At 65.3% G+C, this 13969-nt stretch carries 14 protein-coding genes; 5 read left to right on the top strand and 9 right to left on the bottom strand.

The features are described 5' to 3' along the window. The first annotated feature begins 16 nt into the window (after positions 1-16). The gene (rimO, locus tag CWS35_RS24395) at positions 17-1342 is read left to right on the top strand and encodes a 30S ribosomal protein S12 methylthiotransferase RimO (RefSeq protein WP_100954194.1); all 1326 of its coding nucleotides are present in this window, start codon (positions 17-19) and stop codon (positions 1340-1342) included. 22 nt (positions 1343-1364) lie between these two features. Here the strand turns inward: rimO and CWS35_RS24390 are convergent, their stop codons facing one another. The 3 genes from CWS35_RS24390 to CWS35_RS39090 all read right to left on the bottom strand — a co-directional run bounded on the left by CWS35_RS24390 (position 1365) and on the right by CWS35_RS39090 (position 2702). Next, positions 1365-1772: an MAPEG family protein gene (locus CWS35_RS24390; RefSeq protein ID WP_024584056.1), complete on the bottom strand. Its 408-nt coding sequence runs from the start codon at positions 1770-1772 to the stop codon at positions 1365-1367. Positions 1773-2090: 318 nt separating this feature from the next. After that, entirely contained in the window at positions 2091-2387 is a 297-nt protein-coding gene (locus CWS35_RS24385) for a hypothetical protein (RefSeq protein ID WP_024584055.1), read from the bottom strand. A gap of 57 nt (positions 2388-2444) precedes the next feature. Next, entirely contained in the window at positions 2445-2702 is a 258-nt protein-coding gene (locus CWS35_RS39090; protein ID WP_145987173.1) for a hypothetical protein, read from the bottom strand. On the opposite strand from CWS35_RS39090, the gene CWS35_RS24380 reads away from it, so the two are divergent. Next, entirely contained in the window at positions 2701-3897 is a 1197-nt protein-coding gene (locus CWS35_RS24380) for an acetylornithine transaminase (RefSeq protein ID WP_100956629.1), read from the top strand. The genes CWS35_RS39090 and CWS35_RS24380 overlap by 2 nt on opposite strands. A gap of 104 nt (positions 3898-4001) precedes the next feature. Here the strand turns inward: CWS35_RS24380 and CWS35_RS24375 are convergent, their stop codons facing one another. From CWS35_RS24375 to pcsA, 3 genes are all read right to left on the bottom strand, one after another. Then, positions 4002-4976, bottom strand: a complete 975-nt coding sequence (locus CWS35_RS24375; protein ID WP_100956627.1) for a quinone oxidoreductase — start codon at positions 4974-4976, stop codon at positions 4002-4004. A gap of 184 nt (positions 4977-5160) precedes the next feature. Beyond that, the gene (locus CWS35_RS24370; protein WP_024584052.1) at positions 5161-5886 is read right to left on the bottom strand and encodes a TerC family protein; all 726 of its coding nucleotides are present in this window, start codon (positions 5884-5886) and stop codon (positions 5161-5163) included. Then, entirely contained in the window at positions 5883-6611 is a 729-nt protein-coding gene (gene pcsA / locus CWS35_RS24365; RefSeq protein WP_024584051.1) for a phosphatidylcholine synthase, read from the bottom strand. Before pcsA ends, CWS35_RS24370 begins: the two co-directional genes overlap by 4 nt. 134 nt (positions 6612-6745) lie before the next feature. Between pcsA and CWS35_RS24360 the strand changes: the two genes are divergently transcribed. After that, on the top strand, positions 6746-7930 hold the full coding sequence (locus tag CWS35_RS24360) for a UbiH/UbiF family hydroxylase (protein WP_100954192.1): 1185 nt from the start codon (positions 6746-6748) through the stop codon (positions 7928-7930). Between the two features lie 67 nt (positions 7931-7997). On the opposite strand, the gene CWS35_RS24355 is transcribed toward CWS35_RS24360, so the two are convergent. Then, positions 7998-8951 (bottom strand): AEC family transporter, encoded by a 954-nt coding sequence (locus CWS35_RS24355; protein ID WP_100954190.1) that lies wholly within the window; start codon positions 8949-8951, stop codon positions 7998-8000. Positions 8952-9072: 121 nt separating this feature from the next. On the opposite strand from CWS35_RS24355, the gene hspQ reads away from it, so the two are divergent. After that, the gene (hspQ, locus tag CWS35_RS24350) at positions 9073-9405 is read left to right on the top strand and encodes a heat shock protein HspQ (protein WP_024584048.1); all 333 of its coding nucleotides are present in this window, start codon (positions 9073-9075) and stop codon (positions 9403-9405) included. 14 nt (positions 9406-9419) lie between these two features. On the opposite strand, the gene CWS35_RS24345 is transcribed toward hspQ, so the two are convergent. Then, entirely contained in the window at positions 9420-10694 is a 1275-nt protein-coding gene (locus CWS35_RS24345; RefSeq protein WP_210202723.1) for an MFS transporter, read from the bottom strand. 336 nt (positions 10695-11030) lie between these two features. Continuing rightward, entirely contained in the window at positions 11031-11855 is an 825-nt protein-coding gene (locus CWS35_RS24340) for an invasion associated locus B family protein (RefSeq protein WP_024584046.1), read from the bottom strand. A 378-nt stretch (positions 11856-12233) separates the two neighbouring features. On the opposite strand from CWS35_RS24340, the gene CWS35_RS24335 reads away from it, so the two are divergent. Continuing rightward, a complete protein-coding gene (locus tag CWS35_RS24335; RefSeq protein WP_244442308.1) occupies positions 12234-13967 on the top strand; it encodes an extracellular solute-binding protein in 1734 nt (577 codons plus the stop codon). Positions 13968-13969: the final 2 nt, after the last annotated feature.

The following is a 13969-nucleotide window of genomic DNA, read 5'->3' as shown; positions in this document are numbered from 1 at the left end:
GCAGATTTGGGAAGATATGCAAGAGGCCGCCGCGCCGAAAGTGAGCTTCGTGTCCTTGGGATGCCCCAAGGCGCTGGTCGATTCCGAGCGCATCATCACCCGGCTGCGCGCGGAGGGCTATGAGCTCGCGCGCAAGCACGACGGCGCCGACATCGTCATCGTCAACACCTGCGGCTTCCTCGACAGCGCCAAGCAGGAATCGCTCGCTGCGATTGGCGAAGCCATGGCCGAAAACGGCAAGGTCATCGTCACCGGCTGCATGGGCGCCGAGCCGGAGCAAATCGAAAGCGCCTATCCGGGCGTGCTGTCCATCACCGGGCCGCAGCAATATGAGAGCGTGCTGGACGCCGTGCACCGCGCGCTGCCGCCGGCGCACAATCCGCACATCGACCTGGTGCCGCCGCAGGGCGTCAAGCTGACGCCGCGCCACTACGCCTATTTGAAGATTTCCGAGGGCTGCAACAACCGTTGCAGCTTCTGTATCATCCCGAAGCTGCGCGGCGACCTGGTGTCGCGGCCGGCCAACGACGTGCTGCGCGAAGCCGAGAAGCTGGTGAAGGCCGGCGTCAAGGAATTGCTCGTCATCTCGCAGGACACGTCGGCCTATGGCGTCGACCTGAAATATGCCGAGAGCCCCTGGCAGGATCGCAGCGTCCGCGCCAAGTTCTACGATCTGGCAAAAGAGCTCGGCGAGCTCGGCGCCTGGGTGCGGCTGCAATACGTCTACCCCTACCCGCATGTCGATGAGGTCATTGGGCTGATGACCGAAGGCAAGGTGCTGCCCTATCTCGACATCCCGTTCCAGCATGCGAGCCCAGACGTGCTGCGCGCGATGAAGCGCCCGGCCGCGCAGGAGAAGACGCTGGCGCGGATCCAGAAATGGCGCGAGCAATGCCCCGAGCTGACGCTGCGCTCGACCTTCATCGTCGGCTTCCCCGGCGAGACCGATGCCGATTTCGCCTATCTGCTCGACTGGCTCGATGAAGCCGGGATCGACCGTCTCGGCTGCTTCAAATATGAGCCGGTGGCCGGCGCGACGTCGAACTCGATTCCCAATGCCGTGCCGGACGAGGTCAAGCAGGAGCGCTGGAATGCGCTGATGGCACGGCAGCAGAAGATTTCGGCCCGCCGCCTCAAGCGCAAGGTCGGCACCCGCCAGCAGGTGATCATCGACGAGGTCGGACCGACCGTGGCCAAGGGCCGGTCAAAGGCCGACGCGCCTGACATCGACGGCGCCGTCTATCTGACCAGCCGCCGCCCGCTCAAGGTCGGCGAGATCGTCACCGCCAAGATCGAGCGCTCCGACGAATACGATCTGCACGGGACCGTCGCCGGATTCTGACGTCGCCTGGTGGTTCGATTTTTCACCAGGTCATGAACAGGATGCGCAGCCACATGACGACGAGCACGACATTGCTCGCTACGAAAATCAGCAGCCGGTGAAGTACGCTGTTATACGTCAGGTGGACGGCGCTGTGAACGATACGCAGCGCAACATAGGCCCAGGCCAGTCTCACAAAAACAGTGTCGGACCTCTGGAGGATGAGGATCAGGAGACTGGCCGTGTAGAACAGTACCGGCGATTCCAGCAGGTTCATGTAGTTGCGGTTGATGACGCTGACCGCAGGCGGAACCCGATGCGATTCGCCGAGCCGGTAGTCGTCGGCGGTTGTTTCCTTGGACAAGCCCCTCCTGATCCCCATCAGAAGCAAGATCGCCAGCGTGAACAACGCCAACACGATCGCGGGCCTGACGATCTCGAGACTGTTCATCGCGTCCCTCGCGGATGCGCTGTTTCCGTTCCGGCGAACCACGCCAAGAGCCGTTTCATCACATTGATTTTGACGTCTTGATGCAGTGAAGATTGCTGTGATGAACCACTAAGCGGGATGAGTTTTGGTTGAATCGGCTTGGCGCGCTCTCGGTCCACCTCTCCCCGTCGGGGAGAGGTCGGCGCGGAGCGCCGGGTGAGGGCTATTGCTCCCTCGATAGACCGTACCCCCTCACCCGATTTGCTACGCAAATCGACCTCTCCCGAGGGAGAGGTGAACTTTCGACGCCGTTCCATCTCAACCTAATCTCATCATGTTTTAGTTGGCCGTCGGCGGCGCGGCGAGCGCCGGGTCCAGCGTGCGCAGCACGCGATGGATACGCACCGAGCTGCCGATGCCGGCGTTGCGCACATAGGCATCGATGACCTCCTCGCTCTCGACCACCACGAGGCCGAACAGCTTGCGGTCATCGGTGGCGTAGGTGCACAGCCAGTGCATCTTGCCCTGCGTTGCAACGATGGCGTCCAACGCAATCCGCGCATGACGCGCCGCCTGGGCATCATCGGTCACATCGAAATTGGCCGGAAGATCTCGTTCGATCAGAAGCTTGATCATGGCTCCACCTCCAGGATTGCCTCGCCGCAGCCTAACACGCTCCGGGGCGCCGCTCGGTCACGATAGCAGCTCCCGCTTGACACCGCCGGCCGTTCGGCTGTATGGGCCTGCGCCATGAAGCTGAACCGGACCCACCGCCGCGCCATCAACCGTCGTCGCACCCGCGACGATGCTGGGCTGCGCCGTGTCCGACGCCATCGCTGATCCGATCAAATCAGCCAAGGTTTTCGAGAAGGCCGCGCCCCCAAAGCGCGGCCTTCTTGCTTTTTCGGCCTGCTTTTTCCCCAACGACTGCCCCCAAGAGGAGAACGACATGACCAATGCTCCCCATCCGTTCGACGCGCTGATGGACATCACCGCCCGCCCCGAGGTCGTGTTCGTGCGCGGCGCCGGCTCGTATTTGTGGGACGACAACCGCAACCGCTATCTCGATTTCGTGCAGGGTTGGGCCGTGAACCCACTCGGCCATTCGCCCGTCATCGTCGCCGATGCGCTGGCGGCCCAGGCCCGGCGGCTGCTCACCCCGAGCCCGGCCTTCTACAACGAGCAGAGCCTGAAACTGGCAAAACTGTTGGTCGACAACAGTTGCTTCGATCAGGTGTTCTTCGCCAATTCCGGCGCGGAAGCCAACGAGGGCGCGATCAAGCTCGCGCGCAAATTTGGTGCCAAGTACAAGGGTGGCGCGCACGAGATCATTACCTTCGAAGGCGGCTTCCACGGCCGGACGCTCGCGACCATGTCGGCCTCGGGCAAGAAGGCATTCGAGCCGCTGTTCGAGCCGAAGGTCTCGGGCTTCCGGAAAGCGCGGCTGAACGACATCGAGTCGGTGCGGAAGTTGATCTCGTCGTCGACGGTCGCGGTCATGCTGGAGCCGATCCAGGGTGAGGCCGGCGTCTGGCCCGCGACGGACGCGTTCCTGAAGGAGTTGCGCGCACTGACCCAGCAGCGTGGCCTGCTGCTGATCGTCGACGAGATCCAGACCGGCATCGGCCGGACCGGCAAGCTGTTCGGCTATGAGCATGCCGAGATCGCGCCCGACATCATGACGCTCGGCAAGGGCATCGGCGGCGGCGTGCCGCTCGCGGCCCTGCTCGCGACCGACCACGCCTCGTGCTTCGACCACGGCGATCAGGGTGGCACCTTCAACGGCAATCCGCTGATGTGCGCCGCCGGACTCGCCGTGCTCGATCAGGTCAGCCGGCCCGAATTCCTGAAATCGGTGGTCGACGCAGGCCTGCTGCTCGAGCGCGAATTGCAGCGGCTGTCGGCGCGGCATGGACTCGGCGAGATCAGAGGCCGCGGCCTGCTGCTCGCGCTCGATCTCAAGATGCCGATCGGCGCCGCCATCGTCGCCGAAGCGTTCGCAGCCGGCGTGCTGATCAACTCGCCGCAGCCGGACACGCTGCGCTTCATGCCGGCGCTCAATGTCACGCGGGAGGAGATATCCGCTGTCGTCGACTGCCTGGATACGGTGCTGACCAAGGTCGGCGCAGCAAGGCGGGTGGCGTAAGCGCCGACACGCGCGTCATTGCGAGCGAAGCGAAGCAATCCACATCACCGCTCGGGGATAGATGGATTGCTTCGTCGCTTCGCGCCTCGCAATGACGGCGAGAGTTACGGCCTGAGAATCGCCGCACCGGTGGTCGCCCGGCTCTCCAGATCGATATGCGCCTTTGCCGCATCCTTCAGCGCATAGGCGTGGTTGATCGGCACGTGCAGCTTGCCGTTGATCACGGCGGCGAACAGCGTGTCGGCGCCTTCGAGCAGCTCCTTGCGGGTGCCGACGTAGTCGTTGAGCTTGGGCCGTGTCGCGAACAGCGAGCCATGGTTGTTGAGCTCGGCGAGCGGGAACGGCGGCACCGGCCCCGACGCATTGCCGAACGACACGAACAGGCCGCGCGGCCTGAGGCAGGACAGCGATCCTGGGAAGGTGGTCTTGCCGACGCCGTCATAGACCACGTCGCAGAGCTCGCCGCGGCTGATCTGCTTGACGCGCTCGACGAAGTTCTCCTCGTTGTAGAGGATGACGTGATCGCAGCCATTGGCGAGCGCGAGATCGGCCTTGGCCTTCGAGCCGACGGTGCCGATGACATGCGCACCGAGCGCCCGCGCCCACTGGCAGGCCAGCAGCCCGATGCCGCCGGCCGCGGCGTGGATCAAGACGCGATGGCCCTGCTCGACCTTGAAGGTCTTGTGCAGCAGGTACCAGACCGTGAGCCCCTTGAGCATCAGCACGGCGCCCTGCTCATAGGTGATGTGGTCGGGCAGCTTGACGAGCTTGTCGGCCGGGATGACGCGCTCGGAGGCGTAGCCGCCGAGGTTGAAGTAATAGGCGACGCGGTCCCCAGGATGGAAGTTGGTCACCCCCGGCCCTACCGCCAGGACCTCGCCGGCGGCCTCGTTGCCGGCGATGAACGGCAGGCCGGGCGCCTTGTAGAGGCCAGTGCGGAAATAGACGTCGATGAAGTTCAGCCCGACCGCATGCTGGCGGATGCGGACCTCGCCATTGCCGGGCGGGCCCACCTCGACGTCCTCATAGGTCAGGACCTCCGGGCCCCCCACCTGGTGCACGCGCACGGCCTTGGTCATCTCGATCACTCCCCTCAAATTCGTATCATGCGAGCGAAGGCCATCGGCACCGCCTTGTCAACCAAGCGGCCCGGAACCGCGGCCTAGCGCCTTTGCGCTCCGATTGGATCGGAACGAGGCTCCAGATTCTTGCTTTGACGCGTTTTCTCCACGCGAACCGGTGCCCACTTCGCTGGAAAACGCCTTAGCGCGCAACCTTGCCGCGGTTGCGCCGGGCCAGCACGTTGAACATCTCGACCGCCGCCGAGAACGCGATTGCGAAGTAGATGTAGCCGCGCGGGATGTGGAATTTGAAGCCGTCGGCCACCAGCGCCACGCCGATCAGGACCAGGAACGCCAGCGCCAGCATCTTGGTGGTCGGGTGCTCCGCGACGAACCGCGCCACCGGTCCCGACGACACGTACATCACGATGCAGGCGATCACGACCGCCGCGATCATGATCTCGAGGTCCTGCGCCATGCCGATCGCGGTGATGATCGAGTCCAGCGAGAACACCAGATCGACGATGATGATCTGCACGATCACCCAGAAGAACGCGTTGGGGCTCGGCTTGGTCTTCTCCTCGGCGTCGCGTACCTCGACTTCGGCGTGGATCTCGTGGGTCGCCTTGGCGATCAGGAACAGGCCGCCGCCGATCAGGATGATATCGCGCCACGACAGCGCGACGCTCTGGATGGTGATCACCGGTTGGGTCAGGCCGATCAGCCAGACCAGGATCGAGAGAAGCAGGATGCGGAACACCAGCGCCAGCAACAGCCCGATCTGCCGCGCGCGGTTGGCCTGTGGCTGCGGGATCCGTGACACCAGCACCGACAGGAAGATCACGTTGTCGATGCCGAGCACGATCTCGAGCGCCGTCAGCGTCAACAGCGCGGCCCAGGCTTCCGGGCTACTGATCAATTCCATCATGCTCTAAAGGCTTTCATCCGGCGGATCAGGGTATCGCTGCCGACAATGTAGGCCGCGATGATGCAGAGCCCGAAAGTGACGGGCGCGCCGACCACGAAGTCGTTGGCCAGCGCATATCCGGCAAGCACCGCCCAGGCGGCGAGCAGCCACAGCGTCAGCCAGCGCAGCCGCACCACGCGGAACGGGTGCAGCACGTGGAACGGTGCAAAGGTCAAGGCGATCAGCAGCGCGACCACGATCGTCGACAGCACCGGCGGCAGGTGCAGCAGGAACAGATAGAATGCCGCGGCATTCCACAGCGCCGGGAAGCCGCGGAAATGATTGTCGTCGGCCTTCATGCGGCGGTCGGCGAAATACAGCGCGCTGGAGACCACGATGCCGATGCCGAGGATCGGCGCCGCCAGCGGCAGCAGCATGCCGCTCGCCGTGATCGCATAGGCCGGAACGAACACATAGGTGACGAAATCGACCACCAGATCGAGCACCTCGCCCGACCAGTTCGGTTGCAGCCGCACCACATCGAGCCGGCGCGCCAACGGGCCGTCGATCCCGTCGATGATCAGCGCAACCCCGAGCCAGGCGAACATGTTGGCCCAGTGCTCGCGCACCGCTTCCAGCATCGCCAGCAGTGCCACCCCGGCGCCGAGCGCCGTGAAAATATGAACGGAGAATGCGGCGGTCCGCATCCGTTCTGGCAAGGCGTCAGGCTGGCCGGTCTGCTCCATAGGCGGCCAGTGCTATCAGGAATCGGTGCCGTTTGCATATGCAGTCTTGCGGCGTTCCGCCGCGCAAATCACTGGAAAGCTTTGCTGGTTACCGATCACTTGAAAATCGGGCCAAGCGTGTCAAATGTCCTGATATGACCGACAGCTCGCTCGATTATGACGTTATCGTAATAGGCGGCGGCCCGGCCGGATTGACGGCCGCGATCGCCCTCGCCGACGCCGGCGCACGGACCGCGCTGTTGGCGCGCCGCGTGCCTTATGCCGACAACCGGACCACCGCGCTGCTCGGCGCCTCGACCGAGGTCCTGGAGCGGCTGGACGTCTGGCGGCGCTGCGGCGATAGCGCGGCGGCACTCAAGACGATGCGCCTGGTCGACGACACCGGGCGAGTGATCCGCGCGCCGGAAGTGCGGTTCTCCTCCGACGAGATCGGCCGCGAGCAGTTCGGCTTCAACATCGACAACCGCTCGCTGGTCGCAGCGCTCGAGGATCGCGCCGCCGAAATCGCCGCGCTGACGCGGTTCGATGACGAGGCAGCGTCGGTCCAGCCGGAGAGTGCCGCGGTCACCGTGGTGACACGGCAGGGCCAGTCCCTTTCGGCCCGGCTGGTGGTCGGAGCCGACGGGCGCAACTCAATGTGCCGCGAGGCCGCCGGGATCGCGGTCACAAGCCGCGAACTCGGGCAATCCGCCCTCACCTTCAACATCAGGCATAGCCGGCCCCACAACAACATCTCGACCGAGTTTCACACCGGGCACGGTCCGTGCGTGTTCGTGCCGCTCAGCGGCAACCGGAGCAGCGTGGTCTGGGTCTCGGCACCCAAGGAGGCCGAACGGCTGATGGCGCTCGACGATGACGAATTGTCTGGCGCGGCGGAGCGGCAATCGCATTCGATTCTCGGCCGCGTCGAGGTGCAGCCCGGACGGCATGTATTTCCGCTGGCGATCGAGCGACCCCGGCAATTCGCCAGGGACCGTATCGCGTTGGTCGGCGAATCCGCCCATGTGCTGCCGCCGATCGGCGCGCAGGGCCTCAACATGGGACTGCGCGACGCGGCCGACATTGCCGAGATCGTGGGCCAGGCGCTCGGCCGCGGCGAGGATCCCGGCGCGCCCAACGTGCTGGCGCGCTATCACGCCGCGCGGCGGCCGGACGTTGCGAGCCGGACCTGGGCGATCGACATCGCCAACCGCTCGCTGCTGAGCGATTTCCTCGGCGTGCAGACGGCGCGCGCCGCCGGCCTGCATTTGCTCGGCGCATTCGGCCCGCTGCGGCGGCTCGCGATGCGCGAGGGGCTCGCGCCGTCATGGCGGCGGTAACCAAGCGTTTTCAAGCGAAGTGAGTACCGGTTCGCGTTAAGAAAACGCGTCAACCAAGAATCTCCTCTTAAGGAAACACCAGCCGCCCGCTCTGGATGAACCACATCACGCTGGTCAGCGTGACCACGGACGCGAAGGTGCCGATCAGCACCGCGACCGACGCCGGCTCGATCCAGGTGTCGTTCTGCCGGGCGATCACGAACACGTTGAGCGCCGGCGGCAGCGAGGCCATCAGCACCGCGGTCGCCGCCCAGGGCTGCGCGAATGGCCCGAACAGCAGCATCAGTCCGAACGCCAGCAGCGGATGGATCAGGAGCTTGATCGCAACCACGCCCGGGACCTCCCACGGCACCCGCTTGAACGGACGCAGCGCCACGGTGACGCCGAGCACGAACAGCGCCATCGGCGCGGCGGCGTTTTGCAGGAACTGGATGGTGTGGTCGAGCGCCGTCGGCAGCGGAATGTGGAACGCGGCGACCAACGCACCGAACACGGCCGACATGATCAGCGGGTTCTGCACGATCTGCCTGAGCACCACGCCGAAGGCGTGCAGCAGCGAGGGATGGTCGCGATCGGTGAGCTCGATCAGGAGCGGCACGATCGAGAACAGGAAGATGCTGTCGCAGCAGAAGATCAGCGCGGTCGGCGCCGCCGCCTTGGTGCCGAGCACGGCCAGCGCCAGTCCCGGACCCATATAGCCGATATTGCCGTAGGCGCCCGACAGGCCCGCAAGCGTGGCCTCGCGCAGCGTCAGGCGTCCCATCATCTTGCCTGCGACCATCGCGAGGAAGAACGCGATCACGGTTCCGAGCGTGGTGGCGATCAGGAATGGCGGGTTGTTCAGCTCGGCGAACGGCGTCTTCGACATGATCCCGAACAGCAGCGCCGGCAACGAAACGTAAAGCAGGAAGAAATTCATCCAGGCGAGCCCGCTCTCGGGCAAACCCTTGGCCTTTCCACACGCGTAGCCAATGAAGATCAGGCCGAAATACGGCAACGCCAGATTGAGGATATCGATCATTCTGAAAGTAGTTTCTCGGCCGGATTTCGGGTCGTTTTCGCCCGGCTAGAATCGGTAAACCGGGGGTTAATTCGCCGCCTTGCCCCTAGCATCGGCCACAATGTTGGTCTATCGACGAACCATGATCAAAGCGCGCACCGCCAAGTTTCAGATCGGGCAGATCGTCCGTCACCGGGTGTTCTCCTTCCGGGGCGTGATTTTTGATATCGATCCGGAGTTCAACAACACCGAGGAATGGTGGCTGTCGATCCCCGAGGACATGCGGCCCCACAAGGACCAGCCGTTCTATCATCTGCTCGCGGAGAACTCGGAGACCGAGTACGTCGCCTATGTCTCCGAGCAGAACCTGCTGCCGGATGATTCCGGCGAGCCGATCCGGCATTCGCAGGTGGCCGAGATCTTCGTGAAGGACAAGTCGGGCGGCTACCGTCCGCGCAATCCGTCGCTGAACTGACGGCCGCCCGGCGGTCAGACGCCCTCACGCTTCGCCAGCACCACCGCGATCACCCAGACGGCAAAACCCGTCAGCGCCAGTCCGGCGCCGACAAGACCGGTCGACGTCCAGCCGTAGCCGGCCGCAACCGCCATTCCGCCGAGCCACGGCCCCAGCGCATTGGCGACGTTGAAGGCGGAATGGTTGAGCGCCGCAGCCAGGCTCTGCGCCTCGCCCGCGACATCCATCAGCCGGGTCTGCAACACCGTCGCAAGCGCGCCGCCCAGCCCGATCAGGAACACATCGGCGCTCAGGGTCCAGAAATTCCCCGCCGCCAGCGGATAGAGCGCCAGCGTCGCCGCCGACCACAGCAGCAGGCCGCCGGCGGTCGCCATCAGCGCACGGTCGGCAAAGCGCGGCACGATGATGTTGCCGGCGGTGAGGCCTGCCCCGAACACGCACAGCGTCACCGGCACCAGCGCGGGCGAGGCGTGGGTGACAGCGAGCATGGTCGAAGCCAGGTAGGTGTACACCGAGAACAGCCCGCCGAAGCCGATGGCGCCGATCGCCAGCGTCAGCCAGACATGCTTGCGCCCCAGCGCCGACAATTCGCGCAACGGGCTCGCGTTGGTGTTGGCGGCATCACGCGGAGCGAACAGCAGCACCAGTATGGCGGTCAGGAGCGCGAGGCCGGCGACGATCGCGAACGCCCAGCGCCAGCCGATCGCCTGCCCCACGCCGTTGGCGAGCGGCACGCCGATCGTCGTCGCGATGGTGAGGCCCAGCAGCACGCGGCCGACCGCCGCCGTGCGCTTGTCCATCGGCACCAGCGAGGCCGCGACCAGCATGGCGATGCCGAAATAGGCGCCATGCGGCAGGCCGGCGAGGAAGCGCAGCACCAGCATGGTGTGATAGTCGGGCGCGAGCCCGGACAGACCGTTCATCAGCGCGAAGAAGCCCATCAGCGCGATCAGCAGCGTCCGCCGCGCCATGCGTGCCGACAGCACCGCAATCACCGGCGCGCCCACCACGACGCCGAGGGCATAGGCGCTGATCGCGTGGCCGGCCGCGGGTTCGCTGACGTTGAGATCGTGGGCGAAGTACGGCAGCAGGCTCATGGTCGCGAATTCGGCGATGCCGATCGCAAATCCGCCCACCGCCAGCGCGAGATGGACGATGCCCGGATGGAACGCCCCGGGGGCATTGTCCTGGTTGACGTGGCCACCAGCAGCAACCGAGGAACCGCCGATCGGCTGCGCCGAAGGCCGGAAAACCGGTTCCCGCGGCTGCGTGTTGACTTGCTGGGACATTGCACGACTTCCATGGCTGCGAACGGTGGACGGCCAGGGTTCGCAGGGAACCACGCACGCAGGTTCGCGCATCGAAGGCGCTCTCCGCGCGTTCGTCTGGCCTCCCGTACCGGTGTTATGATTGTGCTTCGACGCCGGAACTGTCCGGACCCAGCATCAGCGACGCGCACGCGACTCGGCGCGATCGAAATGCCGTGTCACGAACATCGCACGTCAACCGCAGCTTCACCAGCGCGGCCAGCTGCCATCAGCCAGACCATATCGCATGACAAGAAAGGCGCCCTTCCGGGCGCCTTTCGATTGCGATGATCTTGTGACGAGTTACTTGATGACGACTTACTTGGCCGCCGGGTTGGCCGGAGCCGGCGCAGCACCACCGCCCGCGCCTTCCAGCTTCTTGCGCTGCTCTTCGGCGCGCTTCTGCAACTCTTCCTGCAGCTTCTTCGAGTTTTCCTCGAACACCTTCGGATCGGTCGGCGGGCCGTCATAGGCCTTGGCGAATTCGGTGTTGAGCGGCAGCGGCAGCGTCAGCGGCGCGCCGTTCGAATTGATTGCCTGAACGACGAGGTTCTGGCCCTTCTTCATGGCGGCGATCAACTCGGGGGTGGCCTCATAGTCGGACATGCAGCCGTTCTGGAAGCAGATCACATAGGGCGCCTGCTGCGGCGGGTTGCCGTCGACGATGATCCGGGTGCCGTGGACGAGCTGCATGCCGAGCGGCAGCGTGACGCGCAGGATCTTCTTCGGCTCGCCTTCCGGCTCGATGATCACGGCGGCAATCACGGGCTGGCCGGACTCGATGCGGCCGTCCTTGCCGGTGAAGCAGACCTGCTTGGCGTTGGCTTCCTGGCCCTTCAGGCAGAACTTGGTCCAGGGGGCGTAGATGAGTTGAATTTGTTGATCCTGGGGCGGCTGCTGGCCGGCCGCAGCGGCAGGTGGCTGACCGGCCGGGGCCTGCGGAGCAGCCTGGGCTGCCGGGGCCGGCGCCTTCGGCGCTGCCTTGGGTGCCGCCTTGGGCGCTGCCTTCGGTGCCGCGGGCGCTGCCGGCTGCTGGGCCTGAGCGGCAGGAACCAGGAGCGCTGCAGACAGAGCCGTCGCCGCCATCAGGGCGACAACCCGCCCATGCGGCCGGACCGGGGCGGCCAAGATACGGAAATTCATTGCGGAAAACCCTTTCTGAACGGCAGCGCCCGAAACCGCTGCAGGCGCCGACACATAGCCGTTTGGGCGGCTGTCTCCTAGTCAATTGAGGCGGATACGTGACAGGCGTTCCCGCCTTCGAATTGCACGCCTTCAATACAGCGGCGCGCGGAAAGATCAATGCCGACAAGAGTATTTGGCCACGCTGGACGGCGGGTTTCAGCAGCCTGTGATAAACCTCCCGGTGTGACGTTTCGCGAATCAAATCCGGCGCCTCGCACATGCGTTCCCGGGCGCGTTGGCCGCGCCGCATTGGCCGCCGTCTGGCTCGCCTTAGCATTTGTGCTGGCGTTCCTGACCTGTGGGCTTGCCGCGGCCGGCGAGAGCCACGCGATCGCGATGCACGGCGCGCCGGCGCTGCCGGCCGACTTCACCCACATGCCCTATGCCAACCCCGACGCCCCCAAGGGTGGCCGGCTGGTCCAGGGCGTGATCGGCACCTTCGACAGCCTCAATCCCATGATCATCAGGGGCGTTCCGGTGCAGCAGGTCCGCGGCTATGGCTATGAGCGCGGCTATGTCTATGAGAGCCTGATGGCGCGCGGCAATGACGAGCCGTTCACCCTGTACGGCCTGCTCGCGCGCAGCGTCGAGACCGACGATGCCAGGAGCTACGTCACCTTCCACATCGATCCGCGCGCGCACTTCTCGGATGGCCAGAAGGTGCTGGCCGACGACGTGCTGTTCTCGCTGGCCTTGCTGCGCGACCACGGCCGTCCGATGCACCATCAGTATTATTCGAAAGTCGCAAAGGCCGAGGCGCTCGACCCGTTGACGGTGCGGTTCGATTTCGGCGGCGTGGCGGATCGTGAATTGCCGCTGATCCTCGGCCTGATGCCGATCCTGCCGCGGCACGCCATCGACCCGGACAAGTTCGAGGAGACGACGCTGGCGCCGCCGATCGGCTCCGGCCCCTACCGCGTCACGGCCGTGAAGCCGGGCGCCAGCGTGACCTTCACCCGCGATCCCGATTATTGGGGCCGCGACCTGCCGGTGAATCGCGGCCTCTGGAATTTCGACGAGATCCGGCTCGATTACTACCGCGAGGCCAACGGCATGTTCGAGGCCTTCAAGCGCGGCCTGTATGATTTCCGGACCGAGACCGAGCCGCTGCGCTGGCACGAGGGCTACGACTTCCCGGCGGCGCGCAGCGGCGACGTGATCCGCGACACCATCAAGATCGGCACGCCGCGGCCGTCCGAATTCCTGGTGTTCAACAGCCGCCGGCCGAAATTCGCCGACCCCCGGGTGCGGCAGGCGCTGGCGATGCTGTTCGATTTCGAATGGGTCAACCGCAACTATTATTTCGGGCTGTTCTCGCGCGCCGGCGGCTATTTCGCCGGCTCGGACCTGTCGGCATATGGCCGCCCGGCCGACGATCGCGAGCGCGAATTGCTGAAACCGTATCTCGCGCACATTCCGCCCGACATTCTCGAGGGCAAGTATCACCTGCCGGTCAGCGACGGCTCGGGACGCGACCGCACCATCCTGCGCAATGCGCTGGCGCTGCTGTCCGAGGCCGGCTATGCGCTCGACGGCACGGTCTTGAAGCAGCAATCGACCGGCACGCCGCTCCGCATCGAGATCCTGGTGACGACGCGCGAGCATGAACGGCTCGCCCTCGCCTATCAGCGTGACCTCAAGCGCGCCGGCATCGAGGGCACGGTCCGGGTGGTCGACGCGGTGCAGTTCGAGCAGCGCAGGCTCGCCTATGATTTCGACATGATCCCGGTTCGCTGGGACCAGTCGCTGTCGCCGGGCAACGAGCAGTGGTTCTACTGGAGCAGCCAGGCCGCCGATACGCCGGGCACCCGCAACTACATGGGCGCCAGGGATCCGGCGATCGACGCCATGATCGCGGCGCTGCTGGCAGCACGGGAGCGGCCGGCCTTCGTCTCTGCGGTGCGCGCGCTGGACCGCGCCCTGATGTCGGGCTTCTACGCTATCCCCCTATTTAACTTGGGAGAGCAATGGATCGCGCGCTGGAATCGGATAGAACGGCCTTCGACCACGGCGTTGACGGGCTATCTGCCGGAGACCTGGTGGCAGAAACCCGGCGCGCGATCCAAGTGATC

Origin of the sequence: Bradyrhizobium sp. SK17 (assembly GCF_002831585.1) — a bacterium.
Classification (GTDB): Bacteria; Pseudomonadota; Alphaproteobacteria; order Rhizobiales; family Xanthobacteraceae; genus Bradyrhizobium.
Note: the sequence above shows the minus strand (reverse complement) of the source record. Positions and strands in the feature narration are given on the sequence as shown.

Coding starts and splice junctions, on each gene's coding strand:
- rimO (WP_100954194.1), top strand. CDS start 17: ATGCAAGAGGCCGCCGCGCCGAAAGTGAGCTTCGTGTCCTTGGGATGC.
- CWS35_RS24390 (WP_024584056.1), bottom strand. CDS start 1,772: ATGAACAGTCTCGAGATCGTCAGGCCCGCGATCGTGTTGGCGTTGTTC.
- CWS35_RS24385 (WP_024584055.1), bottom strand. CDS start 2,387: ATGATCAAGCTTCTGATCGAACGAGATCTTCCGGCCAATTTCGATGTG.
- CWS35_RS24380 (WP_100956629.1), top strand. CDS start 2,701: ATGACCAATGCTCCCCATCCGTTCGACGCGCTGATGGACATCACCGCC.
- CWS35_RS39090 (WP_145987173.1), bottom strand. CDS start 2,702: ATGTCGTTCTCCTCTTGGGGGCAGTCGTTGGGGAAAAAGCAGGCCGAA.
- CWS35_RS24375 (WP_100956627.1), bottom strand. CDS start 4,976: ATGACCAAGGCCGTGCGCGTGCACCAGGTGGGGGGCCCGGAGGTCCTG.
- CWS35_RS24370 (WP_024584052.1), bottom strand. CDS start 5,886: ATGATGGAATTGATCAGTAGCCCGGAAGCCTGGGCCGCGCTGTTGACG.
- pcsA (WP_024584051.1), bottom strand. CDS start 6,611: ATGGAGCAGACCGGCCAGCCTGACGCCTTGCCAGAACGGATGCGGACC.
- CWS35_RS24360 (WP_100954192.1), top strand. CDS start 6,746: ATGACCGACAGCTCGCTCGATTATGACGTTATCGTAATAGGCGGCGGC.
- CWS35_RS24355 (WP_100954190.1), bottom strand. CDS start 8,951: ATGATCGATATCCTCAATCTGGCGTTGCCGTATTTCGGCCTGATCTTC.
- hspQ (WP_024584048.1), top strand. CDS start 9,073: ATGATCAAAGCGCGCACCGCCAAGTTTCAGATCGGGCAGATCGTCCGT.
- CWS35_RS24345 (WP_210202723.1), bottom strand. CDS start 10,694: ATGTCCCAGCAAGTCAACACGCAGCCGCGGGAACCGGTTTTCCGGCCT.
- CWS35_RS24340 (WP_024584046.1), bottom strand. CDS start 11,855: ATGAATTTCCGTATCTTGGCCGCCCCGGTCCGGCCGCATGGGCGGGTT.
- CWS35_RS24335 (WP_244442308.1), top strand. CDS start 12,234: ATGCACGGCGCGCCGGCGCTGCCGGCCGACTTCACCCACATGCCCTAT.